Origin of the sequence: Ilumatobacter fluminis (genome assembly GCF_004364865.1) — a bacterium.
Lineage (GTDB): Bacteria > Actinomycetota > Acidimicrobiia > Acidimicrobiales > Ilumatobacteraceae > Ilumatobacter > Ilumatobacter fluminis.
Window position 1 is genome coordinate 4,098,504 of record NZ_SOAU01000001.1, and the last position, 15,791, is coordinate 4,114,294.

Annotated in this window: 8 protein-coding genes; 5 read left to right on the forward strand and 3 right to left on the reverse strand. The window is 68.3% G+C overall.

Features of this window, described 5'->3' with window-relative positions; genetic code table 11:
- Positions 1 to 83: 83 nt before the first annotated feature.
- Both BDK89_RS18580 and BDK89_RS18585 read right to left on the reverse strand, forming a co-directional pair.
- Positions 84 to 731: a response regulator gene (locus tag BDK89_RS18580; protein WP_133870372.1), complete on the reverse strand. Its 648-nt coding sequence runs from the start codon at positions 729 to 731 to the stop codon at positions 84 to 86.
- On the reverse strand, positions 728 to 2,443 hold the full coding sequence (locus BDK89_RS18585) for a sensor histidine kinase (protein WP_166657686.1): 1,716 nt from the start codon (positions 2,441 to 2,443) through the stop codon (positions 728 to 730). The genes BDK89_RS18580 and BDK89_RS18585 overlap by 4 nt, the downstream gene beginning before the upstream one ends.
- 572 nt (positions 2,444 to 3,015) lie before the next feature.
- Here BDK89_RS18585 and BDK89_RS18590 point away from each other — a divergent pair.
- On the forward strand, positions 3,016 to 9,036 hold the full coding sequence (locus tag BDK89_RS18590) for a ThuA domain-containing protein (protein WP_133870374.1): 6,021 nt from the start codon (positions 3,016 to 3,018) through the stop codon (positions 9,034 to 9,036).
- A 110-nt stretch (positions 9,037 to 9,146) separates the two neighbouring features.
- Here the strand turns inward: BDK89_RS18590 and dcd are convergent, their stop codons facing one another.
- A complete protein-coding gene (dcd, locus tag BDK89_RS18595) occupies positions 9,147 to 9,716 on the reverse strand; it encodes a dCTP deaminase (protein WP_133870375.1) in 570 nt (189 codons plus the stop codon).
- Between the two features lie 205 nt (positions 9,717 to 9,921).
- On the opposite strand from dcd, the gene BDK89_RS18600 reads away from it, so the two are divergent.
- The 4 genes from BDK89_RS18600 (at position 9,922) to BDK89_RS18615 (ending at position 15,752) form a co-directional block, all read left to right on the forward strand.
- Positions 9,922 to 11,151, forward strand: a complete 1,230-nt coding sequence (locus BDK89_RS18600; protein WP_133870376.1) for an ROK family protein — start codon at positions 9,922 to 9,924, stop codon at positions 11,149 to 11,151.
- Between the two features lie 178 nt (positions 11,152 to 11,329).
- Positions 11,330 to 13,477: a sugar ABC transporter substrate-binding protein gene (locus BDK89_RS18605; protein WP_133870377.1), complete on the forward strand. Its 2,148-nt coding sequence runs from the start codon at positions 11,330 to 11,332 to the stop codon at positions 13,475 to 13,477.
- Positions 13,478 to 13,644: 167 nt separating this feature from the next.
- A complete protein-coding gene (locus BDK89_RS18610) occupies positions 13,645 to 14,421 on the forward strand; it encodes an ATP-binding cassette domain-containing protein (RefSeq protein ID WP_133870378.1) in 777 nt (258 codons plus the stop codon).
- On the forward strand, positions 14,421 to 15,752 hold the full coding sequence (locus tag BDK89_RS18615; RefSeq protein WP_133870379.1) for a sugar ABC transporter permease: 1,332 nt from the start codon (positions 14,421 to 14,423) through the stop codon (positions 15,750 to 15,752). The genes BDK89_RS18610 and BDK89_RS18615 overlap by 1 nt, the downstream gene beginning before the upstream one ends.
- Positions 15,753 to 15,791 lie beyond the last annotated feature (39 nt).

A 15,791-nucleotide genomic window follows, 5' to 3' on the forward strand; every position in this document is an offset into this window, starting at 1 on the left:
GTCAGGGTTCTCGGGGACGAGCGGGCGCGCGCGACCACGACCTGACGATGTCGGTGGTCTCGTCGGCGGTCGTGCCGAGGCGGTCAGTCGGCGACGGCCTCGGCCATCGCACCACGCCGGGCGGTGAGGATCATCGCAGCCGCCTCGGTCCGCGTCTGCGCGTGCAGCTTGCTCAAGATGTTGCTCACGTGATTCTTCACGGTGAAGATGCTCAGGCTCAGCTCGTTCGCGATCTCGGCATTGGTGCGCCCCTCGGCGACGAGGTCGGCGATCTCGGTCTCACGAGCGGTGAGCATGTCGAGCGCCCCGTCGGGTGTGGTCGGACGTTGAGCGAGCGCTCGTGTCACCTCGGGTGAGAAGGTGTCGTGTCCGAGCGAGACGTTGCGGACCGCATGGACGAGCGAGTCGGTGTCGACCGACTTCACGAGGTAGCCGTTCGCGCCGGCGTCGAGCGCCTCCTGGATGCGCGAACGCTCGAAGAAGCTCGTCAGGGCCACGATGCCGAGTCGGTCGTCGGCGGCGCGCAGACGACGGATCGCCTCGAGGCCGCCGATGCCGGGCATCACCATGTCGATCACGACGACGTCGGGTCGCAGGTCGGCGACGAGCTCGAGTGCTGCTTCGCCGGTGGACGCCTCGCCGACCACCTCGATCTCGGCCGTCGAGGCGAGGCAGGCGGTGACGCCTTCACGCAACAGGTCGTGGTCGTCGGCGATCACTACTCGGATCATGGAAGTCCCTCCGGACGTCGGTAGACGAGGCGTACGACGGTGCCACCGCCGACGCGGCTGTCGAGTGACAGACGGGCACCGATGGAGTCGGCGCGTTCGCGCATGATCGCGACGCCGAGATGACCGCTCGGCACCTGCTCGACGTCGAACCCACGCCCGTCGTCGACGACGCACAGCTCGACGACGGGGCCGTCGGTGAGGCGGACCTCGACCGATGTCGCCTCGGCGTGCTGGGTGACGTTGCGGAGCGCCTCTTGTGCCACGCGGTAGAAGGTGTGGTGCGCGTCCTGATCGAGTTGGACGTTGGCCAGGTCGACGCGCAGCTGCAACGTGCGGCGACACTCGAGCGCCGAGATCAGATAGTTGATGAGTTCGTCGAGACCGACCTCGGTCAGATCGTCGGGGCGCAGCTCGAGCAGCAGGGCACGCATCTCGGAGAGCGCGCCGCGCGACAGACGGTGGAGCCGGTCGACGCGCTCACGGATCGGGTCGTCGTCGCCGAGTTCGCGCAGCAACGACTCGGCGGTCAGCGCCGACGTCCACAAGGTCTGGTTCACGGCGTCGTGGAGTTCGTGCGCGAGCCGTTGCCGCTCCTCGGCCGCCGCGACCTCGGTGGCGGTGCGTGCCAGCCGGGCGTTGGAAACGGCGGCACCGGCCTGATCGGCGACCGCGCCGAGCCGCTCGGCGTGGCTCGCGGTGTAGAACCCGTGCACGGCGCTCTCGACGAACAGGAAACCCATCAACTGGTCGGCGACGCTGATCCGGGCACCGAGCGTCGAACGGGCGGCGCCGAGCGCATCCATCGGTTCGTCGATGATGATCGGACCTTCGTCGACACCGAGCCGGCGCAGGATCGACAGCTGGGAGTAGAGCCCCTCGAGCCGCTCGTGTCGGACCTCGCCATAACCGAAGCTCGCACGATGGTTCGCGTTGCGGATCTCACCGTCGGCGTCGACGAGCACGACCGCAATCAGGTCGGCCGACACGACCCGTTCGACGCCGGTGACGACCTGACGAAGCACTTCGTCGAGGTCGAGTGTCGACGTCATCGCCGCAGCGGTGTCGCGCAACGCCTCGGCGTACGCCCGCTGGAGTCGTTCCTCCGCTTGGAGCCGCACGCGGTCCTCGACCTCACGTCGGAGCGACTCGTTGGCCAGCACCAGCTGGGCGGTGCGCTGCTGCACTCGTTCGTCGAGTTCGTCGAGGGTTCGCTGGAGCTCCTCCTCGGCGCGGCGCCGGTTCGTGATGTCCTCGAACGTGCCGAGCACACCGATCACGCGACCGTCGAGGTCGCACAACGGAACCTTGTTCGTCTGGAGCCAACGTTCCTCGCCGGCGGCGCTGCGGAGTTGCTCGATGATGCCGAACGCCGGCTCGCCGGTTTCGATGACGTGCTTGTCCCAGTCGATGAACCAGTCGGCGCTGAACGCTTGACTGTCGGCCCACGGCATGTCGCGGTCGGACATGCCGACCAGCAGGTTCGGCTCGACGCCGGCGAACCGGGCGAACACCTTGTTGCATCCCATGTAGCACGAGTTCAGGTCTTTCCAGAACACGGCGTTCGCCATCGAGTCCATGAGGATCTGGAGCATCTGCTGGCTCGCGGCGAGCGCGTCGGTGCCGGACAGTTCGCCCTGCAACAGACGGGCGTACATGTCCCGGACCTGCGCAGCGCGCAGCTCCATCGAAGCGCTGGTTCCCCCCGAACCCACGTCGTGCATCGTAGACCGAGCGCTCGCTCGTCCGGGAGGCCCGGCGACCGGGAAATGGGAACTAGTTCTTTCGCGCCCCCCGTTCGGACGACACCACATCCCTCCGACGGCCCTTCAGGCGCGTCTCGACCGTCGCTACGGTCACGACCATCGTGCCGCCGACGTTGCGGCCGGTCGTCGGACGCGACGGGGAACGTTCGACGACACCCGCCCGATCGTCCCCGATCAACCCGGCCGGGACTCGCCCACCTGGGCGACGACTGGGAGCACCGGGCCCATCGCCATGACCCCCAGTCACGGCGATGGGCCCGTCTCGCGCGACCCCGCCGGGCAGTTCGCCGAGCCGCTCCTCGAGCGCGTCGCCCAACCGGTCTAGCGCGTTGGGACCATGACCAAGGAGGGATTGCGTCCAGGCCGCGCCGGGTGCGACGTTGACGGCGGGGCATCACCGATGTCCGAGTCAGCGGGTCTGGGGGGTCCGACACCACGTGCGTCGACGACGCGCGTCGTCGTGCGCCGCACTCGGACCCAGGGGCGTCCCACCGTTCCGACGGATAACGAGAGGGGATCCCATGAACACGAGACGTCGTCTCGTCGCGATGGTCGCCGCACTGGCGACCACACTCGGCCTGTTGGTCGTGCCGGTGACACCGGCCGCGGCCCAAGAGGCAACCGACCATTCCATCCTGGTCTTTTCGAAGACCGCGGCGTTCCGCCACGGCTCGATCGAGACCGGGGTCCAAGCCATCGAGGACCTCGGTGCTGCGAACGGGGTCACGGTCGATGCGACCGAGGACGCCACCGCGTTCACCGAGGAGAACCTGAGCCAGTACTCGGCGGTCATCTGGATGTCGACGACCGGCGACGTCCTGAACGCCGACCAGCAGGCCGCGTTCGAGTCGTACATCCAGTCGGGTGGCGGCTACGTCGGCATCCACGCCGCATCCGACACCGAGTACAGCTGGCCATGGTACGCCGACCTGGTCGGCGCATACTTCGCCGGCCACCCGGCCGTCCAGGAGGCGACGGTCGTCACGGAGGATCACGTCCACCCGTCGACCGCCCACCTCGACACCGAGTGGGCCCGCACCGACGAGTGGTACAACTTCGATCGCAACCCGCGTGTCGACGTCCACGTGCTCCAGTCACTCGACGAGAGCACGTACAACGCCGGAGGATCGGCGATGGGTATCGACCATCCGATCACCTGGTGCCACGACTACGACGGCGGACGTTCCTGGTTCACCGGGCACGGCCACACCAACGCAACGTTCGCAGAGCCCGACTTCCTCGACCTCCTGTGGGGCGGCATCGAGTACGCCGCCGGCATCGCCGCCGGCGACTGCGGCGCCACCGACTGGGACAACTTCCAGAAGGTCACGCTGGACGACAACACGAGCAACCCGATGACGCTCGAGGTCGCACCCGACGGCCGGGTCTTCTACATCGACCGGAACGGGGCGGTGCGGATCATCCACACCGACGGCAGCATCACGCAGGCCGGCTCGGTCGACGTGTACACGGGCCAGGAGTTCGGCCTGATCGGGCTCGCGCTCGATCCCGACTTCGAGAACAACGGCTTCATCTACCTCACCTACTCGCCCGACGACGGCATACCGCACGACCAGGTGTCGCGCTTCACGATGGTCGGCGACACCTTCGACACCGCGACCGAGGTCGTCGTGCTCGACATCCCGACCCAGCGCGATCAGTGCTGCCACGCCGGCGGCGAGATCGAGTTCGACAGCCAGGGGAACCTCTACATCGCGACCGGTGACAACACGAACCCCTTCGCGTCGAGCGGCTACGCGCCGATCGACGAGCGCGACGGACGTTCGGCATGGGACGCCCAGGGCACCTCCGCGAACTCCAACGCCCTGATGGGCAAGGTGCTGCGCATCACCCCGCAACCCGACGGCAGCTACACGATCCCGGACGGGAACCTGTTCGACGAGGCACTCGACACCGACGACCTGACCCGTCCCGAGATCTACGCAATGGGCTTCCGGAATCCGTTCCGGATCGGCATCGACCCGCTGACCGACAAACTGCTCCTCGCCGACTACGGACCCGACGCCGGCAGCGCCAACGCGAACCGTGGCCCCGACGGCCGCGTCGAGTGGAACATCGTCGACCAGCCGGGCTTCTACGGATGGCCGTACTGCGTCGGTGACAACACGCCGTACATCGACTTCGACTTCGAGACGAGCACGTCCGGCAGCGCCTTCGACTGCACGAACGGTCCGGTCAACGACTCGCCGAACAACACCGGCATCAGCCAGCTCCCGGCTCCGATCGCGGCCGACCAGTGGTACGGCAAGTCGTCGACGGGCACGCCGGAGATCGGCACCGGCGGCGCGCCGATGGCCGGACCCGTCTACCGCTACGACCCGGCGAGCACGTCGGAGGTCAAGTGGCCCGAGTACTGGGACGGCAAGGCGATCTTCGGCGAGTGGAACCGGACGACGAACGGCATGTTCTCGTTCCAGGTCGACGACGACGTCGACGGCGTCGAGAAGATCAATCAGATGTTCCCCGGCGACACCTTCCGTCGACTGATGGCGTTCGACTTCGGACCCGACGGCGCCCTGTACTTCATCGAGTGGGGCTCCGGCTTCGGCGGCAACAACGCCGACTCCGGCATCTACCGCATGGAGTACGCCGGCAACGCCCGGACCCCGATCGCCCGACTCACCGCCGACGTCACCAACGGCCCCCTCCCGCTCGAGGTGAACTTCGCCTCGACCGGTTCGTACGACCCCGACGGCGGCCCGGTCACGACCGAGTGGGACTTCGACGGTGACGGCACGACCGACTCGACCGACCCGAACCCGACCCACACGTACACCGTCGCCGGCGACTACCAGGCTCGCCTGATCGTCACCGACGACGAAGGCGTGACGGCGTCGTCGACCGTCACGATCACCGCCGGCAACACCGCACCGGTGATCACCATCGACACCCCGCCCAACGGCGGCTTCATGTCGTTCGGCGACACGATCTCGTACAGCGTGACCGTCACCGACGCCGAGGACGGAACGATCGACTGCGATCGGGTGATCACCCAACCCGCACTCGGGCACGACGAACACGCCCACGGGTACGAGCAGTACGCCGGCTGCAGCGGCAGCTTCCCGATTCCGGGTGACACGGGCCACGTCGGCGCCAACATCTTCGGCATCGTCACGGTCACCTACACCGACGACGGCGGCGCCAACGGCGCCGGCAGCCTGACGACCCAGGAGATCGTCGAACTCCGGCTGCGCCACACCGAAGCCGAGTACTTCGCCGAGACCGGCAGGGTCGCCGGCGGCGTCGGCACCGACAACCCCGGTGTCCAGACCGAGGGCACGACCGACGTCGGTGGTGGCCAGAACATCGGCTTCATCCAGGACGGCGACTGGTGGTCGCTCGAACCGGCGAACCTGACCGGCATCGACACCGTCGACGTGCGAATCGCGTCGGCCCGCTCGGGTGGCGTCCTCGAGATCCGCACCGATGCACCGGACGGCCCGCTCGTCGGGTCGACGACGATCACCGGCACCGGTGGTTGGCAGTCGTGGCAGACCGTCACGATCGACCTCGACGACGACGTCACGAGCGACAGCGTGTACTTCGTCGCCGACGCACCGTCGGGCGACACGGGCTACCTGTTCAACGTCAACTGGATGGAGTTCCAGGGCGTCGGCGTGAGCGAGAACCGTGCTCCCGCGGTGTCGGTTTCGGCGACCCCCGTCGAGGGCACCGCCCCGCTGGAGGTGGCGTTCACGGCGACGGCCACCGACCCGGACGGGGACACCGACCTCTCCTACGACTGGACGTTCGGCGACGGAGCCGTCGGGACGGGCGAGAACCCGACCCACGTGTACGGCAGCCCGGGCGACTACACCGCCACGGTCACCGTGACCGACCCGAGCGGCGCCGCCGGCACCGCCTCGATCGATGTCTCGGTCACCCCGGGCGCGATCGACGAGTGCTTGGCGGGACGGTCGGACGACTTCCTCGGTTCGCTGCTCGACACCGATCGGTGGACCGTGGTCCGAGAGAGCCAGGAGCTGCGGGTCGAGGACTCGCATCTGGTGATCCCGCTGACGGCCACCGACATCTACGGCGCCAACAACACCGACACCCCGAACATCGTGCTGCAGCCGCTTCCGAGCGGCGCCGTGACGATCACCACGAAGGTGACCGGCCGGTTCTACGACGCGTACGAACAGGGCGGCCTGATCCTCTACCAGGACGACGACAACTACATGAAGTTCGTCTTCGAGGGTCGCACGACCAGTGGTGAGAACGCCGCCAACCGGGTGTTCCAGTTCGTGTCGGAGGCCGATGGTTCGCCGAACGAGACCAACTCGCCGGCCGTCGGCGCCGGGTTCCCCGACACGGCGTACCTCCAGCTGCGCATCGACGCCGCCGGCATCGTCGAGGGATTCCACTCCACCGACGGCGTCACCTGGACGAGCATGGGAGTGACCGGCGACGTGTCCGGCTACACCCACGCCCAGATGGGGTTGATGGCACTCGCCGGCAACAACCGGAACGAGGACGAGGAAGCGTCGTTCGACTGGTTCTCGGTGACGCCCGACGACACCGCCGGATCGGCCGGTCCGAACGACGAGTTCGACGGTACGACGCTCGACCTGTGTCGATGGAATCGCAGCGTCCGACTCGACGACACCGCCTACGCCGTCACCGACGGTGCGCTGGTGCTCGAGACGGGCAACGGTGACATCTACCAGGGCACGGCGACGGATCCGACCAACTTCATCCTGCAGGATCAGCCCGGCGACGAGTGGACGGTCGAGACCAAGCTCGACACGTCGCAGCTCGCCGAGCGGTACCAGCAGGCCGGTCTGATGGTCTACGTCGACGACGACCACTACGTGAAGTGGAACATGCTCGCCACGAACACGGCTGGCAACGCCGTGACGACCAACCTCGAGTTCCGGAACGAGATCGACGGCACCATCGCCGGCCCGAACTCGAACGTGAACGGGGTGGCACGTGGCGACCTGTGGCTGCGGTTGAGTCGGTCGGGTGACACGTTCTCGGCGTCGTACTCGCTCGACGGCACGACGTGGACGGACGCGGCGAACCCCGTGACGAACGCCCTCGTGGCGGCGAACGGCGCCGTCGGTGTGTTCACGATCGGCACCAACCAGTCGGCACCGGTGCCGGTGGCGTTTGACTACTTCCGGGTGGTCGAGGAGCCGGTGGACACCACGCCGCCGGCGATCTCGGCGAGCCTGCACGGCGCCTTCACGGGAACGATCCTTCCCGCCGTCGGTTCCGACCTCGCCGGCTCGGCCGAGATGATCGTCACCTCGACCCAGACGACGATGACGGCCGACCTCACCGGCCTCGAACCCGAAGGCGAGTTCTCTGCGCACCTCCACGTCGGCACCTGTGCCGCCGTCGAGGCGCACTACATGGACGACCCCGACGGTCCGATGGCACCACCCAACGAGTTGTGGCTGCGCGATCCGGGCCAGAACACGTTCGTCGCCGACAGCAGCGGCGCTGCATCGCCGAGCGGTGATGCGCCGTGGGCGGCGCGGTCGACGGCGCAGGCCGTGATGGTCCACGCCGGCGACACGGGACTGCCCCGTGGGTGCGCCACCCTCGACACCTCGTCGGGTGAGGTCCAGGTGGTGCTCGATGCCGCTGACGACCTGCCGGGCCAGGTGTACGTCGAGTACCGCGTCGGCGGCGGCGAGTGGAGCGAGTACACGACGGCCGTGACCGTCTCGGAGCCCGGCGACCACGTCGTCGAGTTCCGGGCGTCGGACACCGCCGGCAACGTCAGCGAGGTCGGGACGGCGACGTTCTCGATCCGCGCACCGCTCACCCTCGACGCGGTCACCGTCGACCCGGCGACGCCTGACGGCGCCGACGGCTGGTACGTCGGTCCGGTCACGGTCGCCGGTGTCGCGAGCGACCCGGCCGCCACGGTCGAGTTCTCGGTCGACGGCGCTCCGTTCGCCGCCGGCGACGACGGCTCGGTCGTCGTGGGCGGCGACGGTGCCCACACGGTCGCGGTGCGGGCGGTTCGTGGTGACGAGACGACCGATTCGACGACGGTCGAGTTCGCGATCGACGCCACGGCGCCGGTCGTCACGGTCGACGGTGTCGCCGACGGCGGAAGCGCCGGCAACGCGGGAGCCGTCGCCGTGTCGGCGGAGGACGCCACGAGCGGCGTCGCCTCGCTGACGGTGGCCCTCGACGGGGTCACCGTCGGGACCGAGTTCGGGCTCGACGGCCTGGCGCTCGGTCAGCACACGCTGACGGCCACCGCCGTCGACGTGGCCGGCAACGCAACGACATCGACCATCGTGTTCACAGTGGTGACGTCGTACGGCGACATCGACGCCCTCATCACCCGCTATGTCGACGAGGGCCGGCTCGACCCGGCCACCGCCGACAGCCTGCGAGGCGACCTCGACAAGTCGCTCGGCTTCGCCGAGCGCGGCAAGTCGAAGCAGGCCAAGCAGTGGGTGCAGCGGGCGATCGACACCGCCGTCGGCATCCCCGACGCCGGCGTGCGCGGCGTGCTCGTGAGCTCGCTCACCGACCTGTACCAGCAGGTGTAGCAAGTCCCCCCGCCTGGTCGCCCCCGCCCGTTCTTCTCCCGGCGGGGGCGACCCGAGCGGAGTACCGCCACGGAACGGGCCCCGGTCACACGACCGGGGCCCGTTCGCGCTCAGTCGAAGTTCTCGAAGTAGCGACTCGGGGTCGGGCCACGCTGACCCTGGTACTTCGAGCCCTGGGCGCCGCTGCCGTAGGGGTGGTCGGCCGGTGTGGTCATCTGCATGAAGCTGACCTGGCCGATCTTCATGCCCGCGTACAGCGTGATCGGCAGGCTGGCGACGTTCGCCAACTCGAGGGTGATGTGACCGTCGAAGCCCGAGTCGAGAAAACCCGCGGTGCTGTGAATGAGAAGACCGAGCCGCCCGAGCGACGACTTGCCCTCGACGCGCCCGACCAGATCGTCGGGGACCGCGATCCGTTCGAGTGTCGCCCCGAGGACGAACTCGCCCGGGTGCAGCATGAACGCCTCACTCCCGTCATCGGGGATCTCCACGAGTTCGGTCAGGTCGCGCTGGTCCTGCTTGACGTCGATCACGCCGGCCGTGTGGTTCCGGAACACGCGGAACAGGTTGGAGATCCGCACGTCGATCGACGACGGCTGGATCAGCGACGGGTCGAACGGGTCGATCACGATCCGTCCGGCGTCGATCTGTTCGCGCATGGTGCGGTCTGAGAGGATCACGAGCCCGCACGTTAGTGACTGTGGACGTCGGCACCGTCCGGTCGCAGCGCTGCCACCGCCGACATCCACGCCCAGAAGCGGGCACGGGTCGGCACCGACTGACATGTTGACACGGGGCACGAGTTTGTCGCAGCCTTGGAGAAACCCGTGTCTACCGCGGGTCGTCCGGCGGGCCAGGGCGTGCCGCCGGTGATCGTCGTCGCACATGAGCAACACCAACGCCACCGGGGCGAGAAGCGAATCGGTTCGCCTGATGAACCAGTCCGTCGTGCTGCGCGCCGTCCACCTGGCCGGTGAACAGAGCCGGTCGGCGCTGGTCCCTGCGACCGACCTGACGCGCGGCGCCGTCGGCACGATCGTCGGCGACCTGGTCGGCCTCGGTCTCCTCGAGGAAGAACGGGCGATGTCCGACGGCAGCCCGGGTCGGCCGTCGACCCTCGTCCGACCGAGCGGTCGAGCCGTCGTCATCGCCTTCGACCTCCGGGTCGAGACGATCGCAGTCGGCGTCTTCACGCTCGGCGGCAGGCGACTCGCCGGCACCAGGATCTCTCGCGACCACGATCGAGGACCGGAACACACGGTCGACGAACTCGCCGTCATCGCCCGTGGACTGCTCGAGCTCCTGCCGGCCGACACCGTCGTCCACGGGGTCGGGGCGGCGATCGCCGGCCTGGTTCGTCACGACGACCAACTCGTGGTGAGCGGCCCCAACCTCGGCTGGCGCGACGTCCCCCTCGGTGACTTGCTCCGCGATCGGCTGGGCCCCGACATCCATGTGGCGGTCGGCAACGACGCCGACCTCGGCGCGCTCGCGGAGAGCCGGCGCGGCGCGGCGGTCGGACTCGACGATCTGGTCTACATCTCCGGCGAGGTCGGCATCGGCGGCGGCATGATCGTCGGAGGACGCCCACTCATCGGATCGGCCGGTTGCTCGGGCGAGGTCGGCCACATTCCCGTCAATCCGATCGGGATCGACTGCAACTGCGGATCGATCGGCTGCTGGGAGACCGAAGCGGGCGACCACGCGCTGTTCCGTCGGGTCGGCCGTCCCGACGTCGTCGGGAGCGCCGCGATCGAGGCGATCGTGCGCGACGCGATCGCAGGCGACCGGAAGGTGCTGGCCGCGATCGACGAGCAGGCCCGGTGGATCGCCTTCGGACTCGCCGGGATCATCAACGTGTTCGACCCCGACATGGTGGTGCTCGGAGGATCGCTCGCTCGGCTCCACCCGCACATCGCAGCGACGCTCGACCGCGAACTCGACCGGCGGGTCTTCGACGTCATCCGCTCGCGGGTGCGCGTCGTGCCGAGCGCGCTCGGCATCGACTCGATGCTCATCGGGGCGGCCGAGTGGGCCTGGGACCGGGTCCTGACCGAACCCGCTCACGCCGCGAACGGCGTCGCCGTGCCGAAGATCGTCCGCCGTATCGCTTGACAAGAACAGGCGTTTTGTCAGAGGCTACGACAAACGTCAGCTGACTCGGCCGAGAGAGGGGTGGCCGAATCGTGCAGGCACGTCGGGGGACGGGTCTCGCACGGCGCCCCGGCTCGTTGCCGACGAGCCGACGAACGATCTGTCGGCCGAACGGTCGGCACGTCCAGAAGGGGGACACATGAGAAGCAGCCTGAAGAAGGGCGCCGTGCTCGTCGCGGCACTCTCGCTCGTCGCAGCAGCATGCGGCGACGACGATGACGGTGGCGACACCACCGACGCGCCGGACGATTCCGGCGACGACGCAGACGCCGGTGACGACGGCGACTCGGGCGACTCGGGCGACGACGGGGACTCCGGCGATGCGGCCGGCGGCAAGGTGGGGTTCATCTTGCCGGACTCGGCGTCGTCGGCTCGTTGGGAGGACTTCGATCGTCCGTTGATCGAAGCTGCGTGTGACGAGGCCGGGATCGAGTGCCTGATCCAGAACGCCGAAGGCGACAAGGACAACATGGCCACGATCGCCGACCAGATGATCGCCGACGGCATCGGCGTGCTCGCGATCGTGAACCTCGACTCCGAGTCCGGCGCCGCGATCCAGGAAAAGGCCGCCGCGGCCGGCGTGAAGAACATCGACTACGACCGTCTCACCCTCGGCGGCTCCGCCGACGTGTACGTCAGCTTCGACAACGTCGCCGTCGGAACCACCCAGGGCGAAGGCCTGATCGAATGCTTCGGTGGCGACACCGAAGGCAAGCGGATCATCCAGCTCCACGGTTCACCGACCGACAACAACGCGACCCTGTTCCGTGAGGGCTACCAGGCCGCCATCGAAGGCGCCGGGTTCGAAACCGTCGGCGAAGAAGCCGTGCCCGACTGGGACAACGCCCAGGGCGGCGTCATCTTCGAGCAGCTCCTGACCGCCGCCGGCGGCCAGGTCGACGGTGTCCTCGTCGCCAACGACGGCCTGTCGCTCGCCGCGCAGGCAGTGCTCGCCGACAACGGCCTCACCCTGCCGACCACGGGCCAGGACGCCACCGTCGACGGACTCCGCGCCATCCTCCAGGGCACCCAGTGCATGACCGTCTACAAGCCCGTCGTCGTCGAGGCCGAAGCCGCGGTCGCCGCCGCGGTCGCGCTCCTCAACGACGAAGCACCCGACACCGACGCCACCATCGACAACGAGAACGGCGAGATCCCGTTCGTCCAAGGCGAAGTCACCGGCATCTTCATCGACAACATCAACGTCCCCATCGACGACGGCTTCGTCAGCGCCGCCGACGTGTGTGCCGGTCTCGAGGACCTGTGCGCCGAGGCGGGCATCTCGACCGACGGTTCGTCGGGTGACGATGGCGACGAGGGTGCGTCGGCGGACGGCAAGGTGGGGTTCATCTTGCCGGACTCGGCGTCGTCGGCTCGTTGGGAGGACTTCGATCGTCCGTTGATCGAAGCTGCGTGTGACGAGGCCGGGATCGAGTGCCTGATCCAGAACGCCGAAGGCGACAAGGACAACATGGCCACGATCGCCGACCAGATGATCGCCGACGGCATCGGCGTGCTCGCGATCGTGAACCTCGACTCCGAGTCCGGCGCCGCGATCCAGGAAAAGGCCGCCGCGGCCGGCGTGAAGAACATCGACTACGACCGTCTCACCCTCGGCGGCTCCGCCGACGTGTACGTCAGCTTCGACAACGTCGCCGTCGGAACCACCCAGGGCGAAGGCCTGATCGAATGCTTCGGTGGCGACACCGAAGGCAAGCGGATCATCCAGCTCCACGGTTCACCGACCGACAACAACGCGACCCTGTTCCGTGAGGGCTACCAGGCCGCCATCGAAGGCGCCGGGTTCGAAACCGTCGGCGAAGAAGCCGTGCCCGACTGGGACAACGCCCAGGGCGGCGTCATCTTCGAGCAGCTCCTGACCGCCGCCGGCGGCCAGGTCGACGGTGTCCTCGTCGCCAACGACGGCCTGTCGCTCGCCGCGCAGGCGGTGCTGTCCGACAACGGCCTCACCCTGCCGACCACGGGCCAGGACGCCACCGTCGACGGACTCCGCGCCATCCTCCAGGGCACCCAGTGCATGACCGTCTACAAGCCCGTCGTCGTCGAGGCCGAAGCCGCGGTCGCCGCCGCGGTCGCGCTCCTCAACGACGAAGCACCCGACACCGGCGCCACCATCGACAACGAGAACGGCGAGATCCCGTTCGTCCAAGGCGAAGTCACCGGCATCTTCATCGACAACATCAACGTCCCCATCGACGACGGCTTCGTCAGCCGTGACGATGTGTGCGACGGCATCGAGGACGCCTGCGAGGCCGCAGGCCTCTAGGCGCCGACGCGTGCCGTGACACCCGGGGTGGTCGCCTCGCCCGAGGCGACCACCCCGACGTGTGTCCGGGCGCAGTCATCCGACGGATTTCGTCCGCTCGGTACGCTCGTGAGTCGGGGGCGTTCCGGGAAGATCGCCGACTCGTCTACTGAGGGGGACCCGCACCCATGAGTGCTGACACTCCGCTCCTCGAAGTGAGGGGCGTCAACAAGTCGTTCGGACCGGTACACGTCCTGCACGACGTCGACTTCACCGTGTACCCGGGCACCGTCACCGCGTTGATCGGCGACAACGGCGCCGGCAAGTCGACGCTGGTGAAGAGCATCACCGGCATCTACGGCTGCGACTCGGGCCGGTTCCGGTTCGAAGGGAACGACGTCGAGATCGACGGGCCTCGCGACGCCGCCGAGCTCGGGATCGAGGTCGTGTACCAGGACCTCGCGCTGTGCGAGAACCTCGACATCGTCCAGAACATGTTCCTCGGCCGCGAGCGGTTGTCGAAGGGCCTGCTCGACGAGCACTCGATGGAACAGGCCGCACGCGACACCCTCGCCGGGCTCGGCGTTCGCACGGTCAAGAGCGTCCGCCAGCTCGTGTCGTCGCTGTCGGGCGGTCAACGCCAGACGGTCGCCATTGCGAAGGCCGTGCTCTGGAACTCGAAGGTCGTGCTCCTCGACGAGCCGACCGCGGCGCTCGGCGTCGCCCAGACCCGCCAGGTGCTCGACCTGGTCCGCCGGCTCGCCGAGCAGGGCCTCGGCGTCGTGCTGATCTCGCACAACATGAACGAGGTCCTCGAGGTGTCCGACCGTGTCGCCTGCATGTATCTCGGCCGGGTCGTGGCCGACGTCGAGGTCGACGACGCGACCACCCGAGAGTTCCTCGTCGAACTGATCACGTCCGGCCGCTCGGGCGACGTCGGCCTGCACGAGGAGGCGACCGTCTGATGAGCGACGTCACGACCGCCACCACCCCCGGAGACGACGACGCCGGCAGCAGCGCGGCCGCCGACTCCCCCATCGCCACCCAGGCTGCGAGCGACTTCGCGCTCGACACCGCACCGCGCGACCTGCGCGGAGCGATCGACGACTCGATCGCCCGTCTCAAGGGCGGCCAGCTCGGCTCACTGCCTGCGATCCTCGCCATCATCGTGCTCGTCACGGTGTTCGGCGCCGTCAGCCCCGACAGCTTTCTGTCGAAGATCAACTTCGCGAACTTCCTCGAACAGTCGTCCGCGGTCATCGTGATCGCAATGGCGGTGACCTTCGTCCTGCTCCTCGGCGAGATCGACCTGGCCGCCGGATTCACCGCCGGTGTGTCGGCCGCCGTCCTCGCGACGCGACTCGAGGAATGGTCGCTGATACCGGCGTTGATCGCGTCGATGTTGGTGGCCATGCTGCTCGGGTCGTTCACCGGATTCATGGTCGCCCGCGTCGGCATCCCGTCGTTCGTGGTGACGCTCGCGAACTTCCTGCTCTTCCAGGGCATCCTGCTGCAGCTCGTCCGCCAGGGCGGCAGTGTGCGGATCGACAACCAGATCGTGAAAGACATGGTCGGCGGTTCGATGAGCCCGGCCGTCTCGTGGATCTTCACCGTCACCACGCTCGTGCTCTACGGCATCTCCCTCGTCCGCCGTCAGCGGATGTCGCACGGTGCGGTCCCCGTGTCGCTCATCGCGATCAAGTGGGGCCTCGCTGCCGTCGGCGCTGCCGTCGTCACCGTGATCCTCAACCAGAACCGTGCCTTCCCGAACGCCCCCGCACCGATCGAGGGCATGCCCTACGTCGTACCGCTCGTGCTCGTCCTGTTGCTCGTCCTCACGTTCATCCTGACCCGAACCCGCTATGGGCGACACCTCTATGCCGTCGGCGGCAACGCCGAGGCGGCGCGGCGTGCCGGCATCAACGTGACCCGTATTCGGCTGTCGGCCTTCACGGCAACGGGGCTGATCGCCGGCATCGGCGGCATGTTCCTCGCCTCGCGCGTCAACTCGGTCGACCCGAACACCGGTGCCAACGACACCTTGTTGCTGGCGGTCGGCGCCGCGGTGATCGGCGGCACGTCGTTGTTCGGCGGCCAGGGCCGGATGCTCAACGCCGTGCTCGGCGGCTTCGTGCTCGCGCTCATCCCGAACGGTCTGACACTCGTCGGCAAGCAGGACATCCCGGGTTTCGGCGAGGTCGACTTCGGCAGCTCCGGCATCAAGTTCATGTGCGCCGGGCTCGCCCTGCTGCTGGCATCGAGCGTCGACGCACTGAGCCGCAAGCGAGGTACCTGACCCGTTCGAGACGCGGTCCTGCACCGACGGTGGCGAGCG

Bases quoted from the DNA above. Each gene is read 5' to 3' on its own strand.
- BDK89_RS18580 (WP_133870372.1), bottom strand. From the start codon at position 731: ATGATCCGAGTAGTGATCGCCGACGACCACGACCTGTTGCGTGAAGGC.
- BDK89_RS18610 (WP_133870378.1), top strand. From the start codon at position 13,645: ATGAGTGCTGACACTCCGCTCCTCGAAGTGAGGGGCGTCAACAAGTCG.
- BDK89_RS18590 (WP_133870374.1), top strand. From the start codon at position 3,016: ATGAACACGAGACGTCGTCTCGTCGCGATGGTCGCCGCACTGGCGACC.
- BDK89_RS18605 (WP_133870377.1), top strand. From the start codon at position 11,330: ATGAGAAGCAGCCTGAAGAAGGGCGCCGTGCTCGTCGCGGCACTCTCG.
- BDK89_RS18600 (WP_133870376.1), top strand. From the start codon at position 9,922: ATGAGCAACACCAACGCCACCGGGGCGAGAAGCGAATCGGTTCGCCTG.
- BDK89_RS18615 (WP_133870379.1), top strand. From the start codon at position 14,421: ATGAGCGACGTCACGACCGCCACCACCCCCGGAGACGACGACGCCGGC.